This is a genomic window from Actinoalloteichus fjordicus, from assembly GCF_001941625.1.
In the GTDB taxonomy this organism is placed as follows: Bacteria; Actinomycetota; Actinomycetes; order Mycobacteriales; family Pseudonocardiaceae; genus Actinoalloteichus_A; species Actinoalloteichus_A fjordicus.
In genome coordinates this window covers 3,711,164-3,723,937 of the sequence record NZ_CP016076.1, presented here as the reverse complement: position 1 = coordinate 3,723,937, position 12,774 = coordinate 3,711,164, and the positions used below count along the sequence as shown (strand labels likewise).

Below are 12,774 nucleotides of genomic sequence, written 5' to 3'. Positions count from 1 at the left end.
ATCTCGACATTTTCCCAGGAGCCGCGCTGGTATCGAATAAATCTGCGGGGCCGCGCGAGCGGCGTGGCGGCCGGAGCTACCGGAAGTCCTACCCGCGACCAACTGTAAGGAGAGCAATGTCGCCACGTTCATTGCATTCGGACACCAACGAGGCGGAGCCGGTGACGGGTCTGCGTATCCTGATGATGCCGCTTCCGATGCATGGTCACGTCATGCCCACCCTGCCGCTGGTGACCGAGTTGGTGCGCCGAGGTCATGAGGTGGTTTACGCCATCACCGAGAATCTGGCCGAGACGGTCGCGGCAACCGGTGCCGAGGTGCTGATCTACGAATCCCCATTGTCCACCACACCGCCCGGCGATCTATTCGACGTCGAGCACATGTTCCGCCAACCCCTCCGGGCGGTCCAGGAGGCACAGGCCACCACCGCCTCGATCGAGGCCCACTTCGCCGACGCCCCACCGGACGTGGTGGCCTACGACCTCGTCACGTTCCTCTCTGGGCGGGTTCTCTCCAGGAAGTGGAATCGGCCTGCGATCGAGTTGTTCCCCACCTTCGCCTCCAGTAACGAGTTCTTGTTTCTCGTCAAGCTCTTCGAACAGGTCGGCGAACAGTTCGATCCGCAGCACCCCGCGATGGCCGAGTACTTCACCGCGCTGATGACCTACCTCGGAGCGCACGGCTTTAGCGACCCCGCGTTGGTGAACGATCCCGCTGAGGAGGCCAACCTCGCCTTCTTCCCCAAAGAGTTCCAGCTCGGCTACGAGACCTTCGACGAACGCCATTCCTTCGTCGGGCCGTGCCTGGAGCGAAAGGAACCGGAGACTGGCTGGACGCCCCCTGCCAGCGGTCTCCCGGTGGTCCTGGTCTCGCTCGGCACCACGACGAACGAGCGCCCCGAGTTCTTCCGGATGTGCGCGCAGGCCTTCGAAGGCCAACCATGGCATGTGGTGCTCACCCTAGGCAGCCGGGTGCGGCCCGAGGAACTGGGGATTGTCCCGGAGAACGTCGAGGTGCACCAATGGCTTCCGCATCTCGCCGTGCTGCCACACGCCAGAATGATCATCAACCAAGCCGGTATGGGCAGCCTGATGCAGGCATTGCACTATGGGGTCACACCGGTGATGGTGCCGCACTCGCCGGAACAACAGATGATCGCCGAGCGGGCGGCCGAACTGGGCGTCGGCCCGCTGATCCGTCACGATCAGATCGACGGTGAGGTGCTGCTGGCTGCGGTGCGGGAGGCGGACGCGCCGCACTACCGCAAGGCCATCGAGGCGCTGCAGGAGAACATCCGCGCGGCCGGCGGCGTCGACGGCGCGGTCGCGGTGTTCGAATCCCGGGCGCGGGTCGTGAGTCCGGCCTAGAACCGGTGGCGGCGGCGGGTCCGGCGGGTGAGTGCCTGCCCCGTCGTCGCTGCCGTGCACCGTTGCACGGCAGCCCGGGCGGCGTTCTACTTGATATACGCTTCGGGAACCCGGGGCGGCCACACGTCGGAAGAGAGAATACCCAGGCTGTAGGCTTTCGCGATGAGCGCGGTGCGGTTGGCCACCTTGAACTCGCGGATCAAATTGCTCACGTGGTACTCGACGCTCTGCCTACTCAGGTACATTCGGTTCGCAATGGTCACACTGGACAGTCCGGATGCGACGTTCTCGATGATCGTCGCATCCATCGACGAGAGCATGAGGCGTTTCTTCGGTTTGACGGACTGACTCTCGTCGGTCGCGGGGTTGAGCAGCACCAGGATGTGCTTCAATTCCCCGGCCCGCTCGGTCACCGCCATGGCCCACAGGTCACCGAGGCGTGCGGTTCGCTGCTGACGAACGGTGGTCAGCTTATCGACGAAACTCTTGTTGGTGCCCTCGATCAGGCGTCCGAATTGCTGCTGTAGCAGCCTGCGCGCGCTGGGATGGACGAGCTCGACGAAATTCAACCCGCAGACCTGTGCGGCGGTCCGGTCGAACTGATCGCAGAAATCCTCACTGGCATCGCGAACCCGCAGGTGCGTGTCCAGGTGGGCCGTGCAGAGACCGGACTGCTCGGACAACGAGGTGTAGATATCGCAGTCATCGTCGGAGGCATCTCCGTTCTTGGTGGTGATGACTGTTCTGCACGAGGTCATCATGCTGGTCGAGTTTTTCATATTGGTCTCCGCTTTTTCAGAATGGGGAGTTCTCTGACGTTGGCCAATACTTGATATCCAAAGTTCGCGGGAGCCTGCCCCGTGATTATTGTGATTGGTGCGTCGTGACGTCTCTCGGCGACTCGTGAGCAGCCACCGGCTGACAGTGCCCGTGCTGTGCTCACGGTCACCCCCCTCCGCTACAGGAGCGCCTGACGCCGTTCGACGGTGAACGGTGGGTTCGTTCCTGCGTCACATCGGTTCGGTCGGTGCGAACCGACCCGCTGCGCAGTTTCCGGTGAGGTGGACCAGCGTCCTGCCTGGCCCGGTCATGGTTGGACCACGGGGATCGCTGGGGCTCATCACCGTGGTGTTCGATGAATCGAAGGTCGACAGACGACGCTGGCCCGCTGGTTGTGCGTGGTAATGTTCCAGCAGATGGGCTAATTCGTTGCTCCATTCACAGGTTGCACGCTCAGATGGTTCTTCCTGCACCACGGAATCCGCAGGATCCCATACCTGGCCATCCTGTCCGTTTCGCACGCACTCGCCCAGTACGTCGGCCAACTCGTGCGTGCCCGAACGCCGTTTACGGGGCACCCCGCGCTGCGGCATGGGGCCGGTCTGCTTTCGGCAGGGGGTGTCCGGGGTGCCCGGGGGGTTGCCGGGGCGCGGTGCATCTGATCGTGACCGGAAACCGTTCTCCGTCGTTCCCTCGGACGAGCGGTCGGGGACACTTCGTCCACGGGATCGATCCGCGCAACCCGGCTCGGTCTGGACCCGGAGACGGACGACGAGCAGGTGAGGGCTGCGGCGCAGCGAGCGGTGCGGCACTGGCCTGCCCACGCCGGGCGTCCGAGCACCGGTGGACGAGACGGGTGGCCTGCGAGGTGTCGACGCGGCACCCCCTGACTGTGGTGCCGCGACCCGGCGCCCGGGGTGACGGCCGATCAGGAGCCCCGCGCCTGCTTTCCGGCAGCGACTCGTGGACCGCGATGACCACCGCGCCAGGAGCCAGCTGAACGAGCTACGAGCGCAGGGTGCGAGACCCGGAATCCTGCCGAGCGGGGCGACAGCTGCGGCTTCGCTGCATTGTCTGGACGGGTGAGGGATCAGCCCGGTAGTCCCTAAGAGTGACGATCGGCGGCAGACTCGGCCATAGGGTTGGGCTGTGACGGGAGATTCTGGCCGGTGGCGTTGGTGGGAAGCGGATGCCGTGGTCATCGCGTTGACCCTGGTGGCGCCGCCGCTGTTACAGCCGAGCACGGACGAGTCTTCAACCGCGTGGTTGCTGCTGATCGGCTTCGAGCTGGTGGCCCTGGTTGCCTTGTCGGCTCGGCGTCGAGTGCCGGTCACCGCCTTCCTGCTGATCTTCGGCACGTTGGTGGCGGCAGTCGTGGGCGGTGCGGCCGGGGGAGTCAGGTTGTCTCCGTTGGTCTTCCTGCCACTCGCGGTGGTCCTCTACAACCTGGGAAACCACGGTGTCCACCTGGCTCGCACCGGACTGGCCGCACTGACGGGCGGCGGGATGCTCGCAGCAGGCCTCTGGATCAACTGGGAGACGGCCAGCGCGGCAGACTTCCGAGGTGGCATCGACGTGTTCGCCATGCTGGCTCCGATGCCGTTGGCCTGGGCGATGGGCTTCGCCGCCCGCACCCGCCGCGCGTTGCTCGCCGCTGCCGAAGAGCGGGCGGCGGACGCGTCCCGCGAGCAACAGCTGCGCGCCGAGCAGGCCGCCCAACGGGAACGGGTGCGCATCGCCAGTGAGATGCACGACCTGGTCGCGCATTCACTGACCCTGCTCGTCGTGCATGCGGAAACCCTTCGTGCCCGAGGTAGCGACCTGCCCGACTGGGCCCGTACCCAGGCCGACGGGCTTGCCTTGGCGGGCAGGCAGCTCGGCGGCGAACTGCGGGACCTGCTGCGGGTGCTGCATGATCCGGCAGAGGCAGCCCCACTGCGTCCGACTCCGGGGCTCGGTGAGCTGCCTGCGCTGCTGGCGGCCCACCGGGCCGACGGCGGAACCGTCGACGCGCGACTCGGCCACGAGCTGGCGGCGTCGTCGCGCCCAGTGCAACTGGCTGGATATCGCATCGTGCAGGAGTCGCTGACCAACGCCCGCCGTCATGCCCCCGGCGCGGCGGTCGTCCTCACTCTCGATATCGACGACGGGCAACTGCGGGTCGAGGTGGTGAACAGTCCTGCTGTTCGGCCTGGTGCGCAGGATGTGGGAGCGGGCCTCGGGTTGATCAGCATGCGCGAACGGGTTGAGGCGTCGGGTGGCGAACTGACCGCAGGCCCGACCTGTGACGGCGGGTTCCGCATCATGGCCACGATGCCGCTGGAGTTCGCTGATGTCTGAGCAGATCACCGTGGTGGTGGTAGACGACGAAGAGATCATCCGTGTCGGCCTGACCACGATCCTGGAGGGCCGGCCCGACCTCACCGTCGTGGGCACCGCCACCCACGGTGAGGAAGCCGTCGACGTCTGCGTCCAGCTCCGGCCCGACGTACTGCTGCTGGACATCCGAATGCCACGCCGAGACGGGTTGTGGGCGCTGGCCGAACTGGGTAGACGCGGGCTACTCGGCCCCGGCCGTACCCAGGTGCTCATGCTCACCACCTTCGATCTCGACGAGTACGTGGACGATGCACTCGCCGCAGGCGCGGCGGGATTCCTGCTCAAGAACAGTTCCTACGAGGAGCTGACCGCCGCAGTTCGGGCCTCGGCGGCTGGACACAGCGCGCTGAGCCCGGCGGTGACCCGGCGGATCATCGACGGACACCTGACTGCCCGGCACCGGCCGGATACCCGTGACCTCGCCAGGCTGACGAACCTCACCGCGCGAGAACGCCTCGTGTTGAACCTGATCGGGGACGGACTGAGCAATGCCGAGATCGCCGAGCGACTCGTGGTCAGCCTCCACACGGTGAAAACCCACGTCAGCCGCGTGCTCACGAAAACCGGCTGCCAGAGCCGGGCCCAGGCAGCGGTGCTGGCGAGAAATACTCGATCCTGATCGTTCACGTGCGGCGGCCTAAGTCCCCCGGTCGTTTCCGGTCATTCCTTCGAGTGAGCCGAGGGTCGGGAAAGGCACTACATCGTGCGACGTCTCGACGAGGTGATCCTGGCTGAATGGTTCTAGCGCGGCGAGCCCGCCGCACACCGTCCCGCCACAGGAGAAGACCATGAGTATTCGGCCTGCCGGATCACCGGATTCCACTCGACGGGTGACGCTGACCGTCGCCGCCGGCCTGGCCGTGCTGGCCACGATCGCCGCCTGCGCCGGACCCGCTGACTCCGCCGTTCCACTCGCAGCCCACGACGTCAGCGCGACCGCCCCGCCGGCCTCCCCGACTCCGGGCACCGCGCTGACCACCCTGCTGGACGATGCCGTCGCCGCAGGCGTGCCAGGTGTCGTGGTCCGGGTCGACGACGGCGTCAGGGAACCGATCGAACTCGCGCGGCAAGCCGACTGGACCATCGCCGATCACCGTCTGACGGTCCACGACCAGTTTCGGATGGGATCGAACACCAAGACCATGATCGGCGTCTTAGTCCTGCAGCTGGTCGCCGAGCAACGGCTCTCCCTGGAGGATTCAATCGAGAAATGGCTGCCCGGCGCGGTGCCGAACGGGAATGAGATCACGCTCAGAATGCTGCTGAATCACACGAGCGGCCTCGCCGACTACATCTACGCCCCCGAGGTTCTGGCTCTGATCACCGGCCAGAGCACCACGCCGCTGCCGCCCGCTCGGCTGCTCGAGATGGGGGTGAGCCTGCCCGCACTATCGCCGCCCGGCACCCGCCACGCCTACAGCAACACCAACTACGTCGCCCTCGGTATGGTGTTGGAGGACGTCAGCGGCGAGACGATGGAATCGTTGTTCCAGCAGCGAATCCTCGACCCCCTGGAGTTGTCCGACACCTACCTGGCGACCGACGGCGAGTCCCGTGACGGTGACCTGCTGGCCGATGGGTACGAACCCGACGCCGAACACCTCGCGCCGCTACTGCCGCCGGGCACGCCCGAAGGTGTCGCCTTCGCGGGTGAGTCTCGGAACGGCCACGTCACGGTGACATCGATCGACCCGTCCTGGGCCTGGGCCGCGGGTGCGGTGGTATCCACTCCGCAGGACTGGCAACGATTCCTGCGTGCGCTGTTGTCCGGCGAGGTGCTGCCGCCCGCGCAGCTGGCCGAGATGAAGGACACCGTCGTGGAGATCCCCGACGACCCGGCGAGCGCGCGGTACGGGCTCGGCCTCGAGCAGTACCAGAGCCCGTGCGGGCCGGTCTGGGGCCACACCGGCGGAATCCCCGGCTACTCCAGCGCGAACTACGTCGACGAGGCGGGCACGCGATCGGTCACCGTGGTCACCACGACGCAGTTCGGGCTGCTCGAAGCGGAGCTCGGCGCCGCTGACCAGGCGGTGATCGACGGCGCGGTCTGCACGATGCTGGGCGAGACGTTGCCAGTCGCCACGAACTGACACAGTGTCGGTGCCTTCCTCGCCTCGGTCCCCGATGAGCGCGTTCGTCGGTGACCGAGGCGAGGCGCGTCGGCTTTCCGACATGTCGACTGGATCGGGAACGTCGTTGGCGCCCGATCCTGACCGTGTCGGCGGGCCTGCTGCGGATCGGATGTCGGTCCCACGCTCGCCTACTGGACATCGAGGGGCGCTTCGAAAAGGCAGGCGTCGGGCACCACACCGAGTCACTCCGAACCCGATCCGGGCCGTGTCTCCCACCCGTGGACGACCTGACGGCGTGGAGAGATCCGATCGATCCCAGCGCCGCCCGGCTGGCCTACGTTGCGGTCACCCGCGCGCGACACCGCCTGGACCTCGGCGGCCTGTTCTGGGTCCACCGCCATCCCGACGGCAACCCCGATCGCCAACTCAGCCCGCATCCACCGCCCCTCCGCCTGATCTTTCCTCTGGTCGTTCGTCGAGACGAGGACACGGCAACACGCTGGGCAGAACGCGAGGCGACGTCGACATCCTCCTTAGCGCGAATGATGTTGACGTTCGCGTGCACGGGTCGAGGCGGTCCGAATGAGCGGATCCTCGAGGCGGTGCTGAGAAGAGGCCTGCGGTTGAGCGAGACCATCACGCCGAAGGTTCCGGACCCCGAAATCCTCCCCAAACCGGTCGCAAGCCGCCGATCAGACCACAATGGACGGAACAAGAAGATTGACATCAGAATGCAAGAAGCACCGCTGACCTGGTCTTTCGGCTAGCTGTACCTGCCCGACACGTTGGTGACGGTGTGTCGGCTTGATCATGGGTGAGGCCTCCGGGTGCGGTGGTGATTGCGAAGTCAGTCACCACGACCGGAGCCTCGATGGGACACGCTAACGCCCGCTTGACCGTGCACGGACGGCCTGGTCCTGGTTTCACGGGTCGCCGACGGCCGACCGGTCGCTCACGTGGCCAAGGAGCTCGGTGTGTCGCGGCAGTGCGCACATTGCTGGGTCCGCCGTTTCCACGATGAGGGCCTGGCGGGTCTGACCGATCGGTCGAGCCGGCCGCACCACATGCCCTCCCGCACCCCCGCCGAAGCCGAGGACCGGGTCGTCGCCACGCGGGAGCGGCTGCGGTGCGGCCCGGTTCGGATCAGCGCCGCCATCGGCGTCGCCGTCCGCACGGTCTCGCGGGTCGTGGCCCGCCGCGGCGTCCCGCGGCTGGGCGAGTGCGATCCGCTGACCGGGCAACGCATCCGCGCCACCCGGCACACCACCCGTCGATACGAACACCCTCACACGGGCGATCTGCTGCACCTGGACGTCAAGAAGATCGGCAAGATCCCGTCCGGAGGCGGCTGGCGCGCCCACGGCCGCGGCATACGGCCCCGCATGGTCAGAGGCCTGGGCTATGACTACGTCCACGCCGCCGTCGATGACCACTCCCGCCTCGCCTACGCCGAAATCCTCAACGACGAACGCGGCGTCACCTGCGCGGGTTTCCTGCTCCGCGCGGCCTCGTGGTTCGCCGCCAACGGCATCCCACGCGTCCACCGCGTCCTGACCGACAACGCCAAGAACTACCTGATCTACTCAATGCCCACTAGCCAGCGTTTGCCGGGTTCGCGCAGCCACCGGGCAGAGAGTACGCGAGGCGCCGCAGCCTGCTGGAGACTCTGCCCTGCGGCTACCGAGTGGAGCTGGAACTGGTCGTCGACGCGCTGGAACGAGTTGGACTGGACGGCTTGGCCCAAGTCGACCTCGGCGACCGTCTGCGCTGGCAGCGCCCGCTGGTCGAACTGGTCCCGATGGTGGCCACGATCCACCTCACCGTGCTGCGCCGCCTGCACCCCAGACCTGCCGCGTCGTCCGAAGCGATTCGGCTGTTATTGCCCGACTCGATCGGCCCCGACGGGTTTCCTCATGCCCGCGACGTTGAGGTGTCCACCGCCGAGCGCCAGCCCGAGCTGACCGTCCTGGCATACCGCGTTGACCTGACCAACCACGGGCCGTGATCGCATGCCCACACATCGGTCACCATTTATGGCCGGACGCAGCTAGACTCTGCGGCGTCCGCCAGCCCCCTGCGCCGCCGGCTACACCACGCCACCGATCAGTGAGAGGGCACACCCGTGACGCTGCTGGAAGGCATCGACGGCCCCGCCGACCTCAGGGCACTGTCCGAACAGGACCTGCCGCATCTAGCGGCGGACATCCGCCGCTTCCTCATCTCGGAGGTCGCCAAGACCGGCGGGCACCTGGGCCCCAACCTCGGCGTGGTCGAGCTGACGATCGCCCTGCACCGGGTGTTCGACTCACCTCGAGACACGATCGTGTTCGACACCGGCCACCAGAGCTACGTTCACAAGCTGCTCACCGGCCGTCATGACTTCTCCCGGCTCAAGGCCAAGGGCGGGCTGTCCGGCTACCCGTCGCGTGCGGAGTCCGAGCACGACGTGGTGGAGAATTCCCACGCCTCTACCGCCACCAGCTGGGCCGCAGGGATCGCCCGCGCGAACACCCTGAGCGGACGCTCGCACAGACGTGTGGTCGCGGTGATCGGTGACGGCGCGCTGACTGGTGGCATGGCGTGGGAGGCGCTGAACAACATTGCCGCTGATCCCGGACAGCCCTTGGTCATCGTCGTCAACGACAACGGCCGCTCCTACTCGCCCACCATCGGTGGCCTGGCCGACCACTTGGCGGCACTGCGCACCAACCCCCGCTATGAGGCCGCACTGGAATGGGGCAGAAGGGCACTGCGCCGCGCCCCCGGGGGCGAAACCCTGTTCCGGGCGCTGCATGCGGCGAAGGAAGGCGTCAAGGACGTGCTGGCCCCGCAGGTGCTGTTCGCCGACCTCGGATTGAAGTACCTGGGGCCCGTTGACGGGCACGATCTGCCCGCTTTGCAGGAGACCTTGCGGTTGGCGCACGGCTACGGTGGGCCGGTGGTCGTGCACGCCATCACCGCCAAGGGCCGCGGCTACGGCCCCGCCGAGGCTGACGAGGCCGAGCAGTTCCACGTTGTGGGCCCCATCGATCCGGTCACCGGCCGCTCCCTGAAAGCCTCCGTTCTGGACTGGACCAGCGTGTTCGCCGAGGAGGTCACCGCGCTGGGCGCCCGGCGCCGTGACCTCGTGACCATCTCGGCCGCGATGCGTGGGCCGGTCGGGCTGGACCGCTTCGCTGAGGCATTTCCCACTCGATTCTTCGATGTGGGCATCGCCGAGCAGCACGCCGTGACGATGGCGGCCGGGATGGCGATGGGCGGCCTGCATCCCGTGATCGCCCTGTACGCGACCTTCCTCAACCGCGCTTATGACCAGGTGTTGCTCGACCTCGCGCTGCACCGACTCCCGGTGACCATCGTGCTCGACCGGGCCGGGATCACCGGTTCCGACGGGCCCAGCCACAACGGCATGTGGGACCTGTCGATGCTGGGCACCGTGCCCGGCCTGCGCGTGGCGGCACCCCGCGACGCCGCCACACTGCGGGTGCTGTTGGGCGAGGCGATCGAGGTGGACGACGCCCCTACGGTGCTGCGCTACCCCAAGGGCACCGTCGGTGCCGACATCCCCGCACTCGACCGCGTCGACGGGCTCGACGTGCTGCACCGCCCGACCCCCACCGACGGCGAAGACCACGCCACCGACGTCCTCCTGATCTCCGTCGGCGCGATGGCCGCTGCTTGCCTGGCCGCCGCCGAACTGCTCCACGGTCACGGCATCAGCACCACCGTCATCGACCCACGCTGGGTGTTGCCGGTTCCCGCGTCGATCACCGCACTGGCCGTACGACACCGCCACGTGGTCACGGTGGAGGACAACAGCCGCGCCGGCGGTGTGGGCCAGGCTGTATCAGGGCTGCTACGCGAGGCCGGTCTGGATATGCCGCTGCTGAATCTGGCCATCCCACGCTGCTTCCCCGAGCACGCATCCCGCAACGAACTCCTTGCAGAGATGGGATTGACCGGTCCCGGTATCGCCCGCGCAACCACCGGGTGGATCAGCCACCACAACACCACCTCCGCCATCGGGTACCCGACCACCAACCCGATGTCCGGGCGGCGCTGACCTCCGTCGGGTGTTCCCCGTGCCGGCCCGGGTTGCGCACCCCGACGTGACGGGCCGAAGAATGCGGGTCAGGTCGATTTCGAGCTCGGCCCCACGACGGCTGCACACGCCAGATGACGACGCTCGACTACGACGGCGCCGATGCCGACGAACGCGAGAACAACGCAGGGCCGGGAGACCACCACTGAAATGGGGGCAGATTCAGGCGGTGGAAGCATCTGTTTCGAGTAGTCTGGCTGCCAAGGACCGGTCGACGCCGTAATAGAGGTTCGGGGGAAGCCGGGACGAGGCTCGCGGTGTCCCGTCGGGTGATCTGCACGCGCTGCGGACACGACCAGCTCATCCAAGGCACCGTGACGATCACCGACGAGCCGCTGTGCTTTCAGCCAGCGGTCTCCTGGGCGGCGTGCCTGACGTGTGACACCGCGTTGGTGGCGCCCGTCGACGATGTCCGCTGCGCGGACTGCGCGTGCTGTGACTAGCAGGTGAACAAGTGCTACGTCGGGTCCCTCCGCAGCGGCGGCGTCTTCAAGGCGGTTGCAGTCGGCTACACCGACCTGCTCGATATGGCACTGGATGTCGTCGACGCGGTCCACCGCGGCCAGCTCGCGGTGTGCGACTTCGGCGTGGAGCTGCCGGGCGCCGATTGGCCGAAGACAGCCATGGACGCGCGGGAGTGGGCTGAGACGCCTGCCGTCCGGGCGTTGGCACAGCACAACGTGCCTGGCAGGCCGCAGCCGACCGCGCTGCGCGAAGGCCTCGCCAGCGGGCAACTGCGCCTGCAGCGATGGTGAGGACCGCGTGATCATTCGGTGGCCGTCGCTGGCCCACTGAAGGTGGGATCTTGAGGGTTATGGGTCGTGTTCTGCTCCGAAGTAGACACAGTGGAGAACCTCGGAGCCCCCTCCCCGTCGAGATGAACTCGAATCGTGGAGGAACGAGAACGATGCTGCTCTATCTGGTTTTGGCGGTTGTCGGTGCCGCTGTCGTCGTGGGATTGATGGCCACCCCGTCGGTGTTGCATGGTCGAAACGCCGCTGATCGCGCTGCTGCGACGGGCGTGCTTGCGGGTGCGGCGGTGGTCGCCTTGCTCGGGCTGGCACTGCTCGCAGGGGCGTCGGTGCCTGTCTGATCGGCGGGAGCGAGCTAGAGCTCAGACGCCTGATCGGCGTCGGTGCGCAGAATTGTCCTGCGGATGCCGCCGCTGCGGCGTGTCCCCGCTTACCGTGTCGCTACTCCGAATGGTGTAGCGGCACGGGACGGTGGTAGCGGGATGGGAGTGCGGGGAAGGCGGCAGCGGCGGGTCGAGGGTGGTCGGCCTGTGCAGTGGTCGGTGCACGCCGGTCACGCCGAGGCGGTGGAGTTGACGGTGCGGGCGGCGGCTGCGGGCGTGAGCGTGCCGAGGTTGTTGGTGGAGTCGGCGGTGTCGGCCTCGCCGATGACCGAGAGGCCTTCGCCGACTGCGCCGGGGTTGTCGTTGGCGCAGGCACGGACGTTGGTGACCGAGCTGGACCGTGTCGAATGGGAGATCCGCCGGGCCGGTGTGCTTCTGAACCAGATCTCGCGGGCGTTGTGGGCGGGCGATGTCGCGACCAACGCGCAGATGCGGGCCGCGACGGCGGCACTGGGGGAAGGCCTCACGCGGCACCGTGCCGTCCTGGTCTTACTCGATCCCGGTGAAGTCGCGGTTGACCAGGTCCGGAGGTCGTCGAGCACTCGGGTCGGCCACGGTCGTGCGCCGGGTTCTCCCGCGCACGGCACCAGAGATCCTCAACTCGCGCATCAGCCGCTCGACCGTGCACCGGGCGACGTCGATGCCCTCGCGGCCCAGTTGCCGCCAGATCTTCCGTGCTCCGTAGACGCCGTAGTTCTCCTCGAACACACGTCGGATCTCGCTCTTCAGTTCGTCGTCGCGGATCGACCGGGCGGAGCGCGGCCGGGACACGGCGGCGTAGTAGGTCGACGGAGCGATCTCCAATTCACGGCAGACCGGCTCGACTCCGAACGATTCCCTGTGGTCGTCGATGAACTCGACTATCGTGGCGGTCGCGGGTCGAGCTCCCGCGCGAAAGCGAGTGGCCGGGCGGAATCGCACCGCCCGGCTCTCTCAGAA

11 protein-coding genes, 2 pseudogenes and 1 other annotated feature are annotated in these 12,774 nt (G+C 67.3%); of the genes and pseudogenes, 10 read left to right on the top strand and 3 right to left on the bottom strand.

Features of this window, described 5'->3' with window-relative positions:
• Window positions 1-116: 116 nt before the first annotated feature.
• Window positions 117-1,367 (top strand): macrolide family glycosyltransferase, encoded by a 1,251-nt coding sequence (locus UA74_RS16480; protein WP_075764816.1) that lies wholly within the window; start codon window positions 117-119, stop codon window positions 1,365-1,367.
• 86 nt (window positions 1,368-1,453) lie between these two features.
• On the opposite strand, the gene UA74_RS16475 is transcribed toward UA74_RS16480, so the two are convergent.
• The gene (locus tag UA74_RS16475) at window positions 1,454-2,146 is read right to left on the bottom strand and encodes a helix-turn-helix transcriptional regulator (RefSeq protein WP_083683265.1); all 693 of its coding nucleotides are present in this window, start codon (window positions 2,144-2,146) and stop codon (window positions 1,454-1,456) included.
• A gap of 1,150 nt (window positions 2,147-3,296) precedes the next feature.
• Here UA74_RS16475 and UA74_RS16470 point away from each other — a divergent pair.
• The 9 genes and pseudogenes from UA74_RS16470 to UA74_RS16435 all read left to right on the top strand — a co-directional run bounded on the left by UA74_RS16470 (window position 3,297) and on the right by UA74_RS16435 (window position 11,793).
• Entirely contained in the window at window positions 3,297-4,487 is a 1,191-nt protein-coding gene (locus UA74_RS16470) for a sensor histidine kinase (protein WP_075764814.1), read from the top strand.
• Window positions 4,480-5,145, top strand: a complete 666-nt coding sequence (locus tag UA74_RS16465; RefSeq protein WP_075764812.1) for a response regulator — start codon at window positions 4,480-4,482, stop codon at window positions 5,143-5,145. Before UA74_RS16470 ends, UA74_RS16465 begins: the two co-directional genes overlap by 8 nt.
• 169 nt (window positions 5,146-5,314) lie before the next feature.
• Complete coding sequence (locus UA74_RS16460) at window positions 5,315-6,616, top strand: serine hydrolase domain-containing protein (RefSeq protein ID WP_083683264.1); 1,302 nt, start codon at window positions 5,315-5,317, stop codon at window positions 6,614-6,616.
• A 260-nt stretch (window positions 6,617-6,876) separates the two neighbouring features.
• Window positions 6,877-7,365: a hypothetical protein gene (locus UA74_RS16455; protein WP_157442262.1), complete on the top strand. Its 489-nt coding sequence runs from the start codon at window positions 6,877-6,879 to the stop codon at window positions 7,363-7,365.
• 104 nt (window positions 7,366-7,469) lie between these two features.
• Window positions 7,470-8,172, top strand: a pseudogene (locus UA74_RS33635) (leucine zipper domain-containing protein); the annotation flags it as partial.
• 110 nt (window positions 8,173-8,282) lie between these two features.
• Window positions 8,283-8,603 (top strand): glycosyltransferase family protein, encoded by a 321-nt coding sequence (locus UA74_RS32920; protein WP_198043196.1) that lies wholly within the window; start codon window positions 8,283-8,285, stop codon window positions 8,601-8,603.
• Window positions 8,604-8,720: 117 nt separating this feature from the next.
• Window positions 8,721-10,661, top strand: a complete 1,941-nt coding sequence (gene dxs / locus UA74_RS16445) for a 1-deoxy-D-xylulose-5-phosphate synthase (RefSeq protein ID WP_083683263.1) — start codon at window positions 8,721-8,723, stop codon at window positions 10,659-10,661.
• A gap of 485 nt (window positions 10,662-11,146) precedes the next feature.
• The gene (locus tag UA74_RS16440) at window positions 11,147-11,455 is read left to right on the top strand and encodes a hypothetical protein (RefSeq protein ID WP_075741074.1); all 309 of its coding nucleotides are present in this window, start codon (window positions 11,147-11,149) and stop codon (window positions 11,453-11,455) included.
• A 152-nt stretch (window positions 11,456-11,607) separates the two neighbouring features.
• Window positions 11,608-11,793 (top strand): hypothetical protein, encoded by a 186-nt coding sequence (locus tag UA74_RS16435; protein ID WP_075741073.1) that lies wholly within the window; start codon window positions 11,608-11,610, stop codon window positions 11,791-11,793.
• Window positions 11,794-12,005: 212 nt separating this feature from the next.
• Here the strand turns inward: UA74_RS16435 and UA74_RS16430 are convergent, their stop codons facing one another.
• A complete protein-coding gene (locus UA74_RS16430; RefSeq protein WP_075741072.1) occupies window positions 12,006-12,302 on the bottom strand; it encodes a hypothetical protein in 297 nt (98 codons plus the stop codon).
• Between the two features lie 37 nt (window positions 12,303-12,339).
• Window positions 12,340-12,729 (bottom strand): annotated as a pseudogene (locus tag UA74_RS16425) (IS3 family transposase); the annotation flags it as partial.
• Window positions 12,625-12,735, bottom strand: a sequence feature (AL1L pseudoknot). Its footprint overlaps the pseudogene before it by 105 nt.
• Between the last annotated feature and the right edge of the window lie 39 nt (window positions 12,736-12,774).

Coding starts and splice junctions, on each gene's coding strand:
- UA74_RS16480 (WP_075764816.1), top strand. CDS start 117: ATGTCGCCACGTTCATTGCATTCGGACACCAACGAGGCGGAGCCGGTG.
- UA74_RS16475 (WP_083683265.1), bottom strand. CDS start 2,146: ATGAAAAACTCGACCAGCATGATGACCTCGTGCAGAACAGTCATCACC.
- UA74_RS16465 (WP_075764812.1), top strand. CDS start 4,480: ATGTCTGAGCAGATCACCGTGGTGGTGGTAGACGACGAAGAGATCATC.
- UA74_RS16460 (WP_083683264.1), top strand. CDS start 5,315: ATGAGTATTCGGCCTGCCGGATCACCGGATTCCACTCGACGGGTGACG.
- UA74_RS16435 (WP_075741073.1), top strand. CDS start 11,608: ATGCTGCTCTATCTGGTTTTGGCGGTTGTCGGTGCCGCTGTCGTCGTG.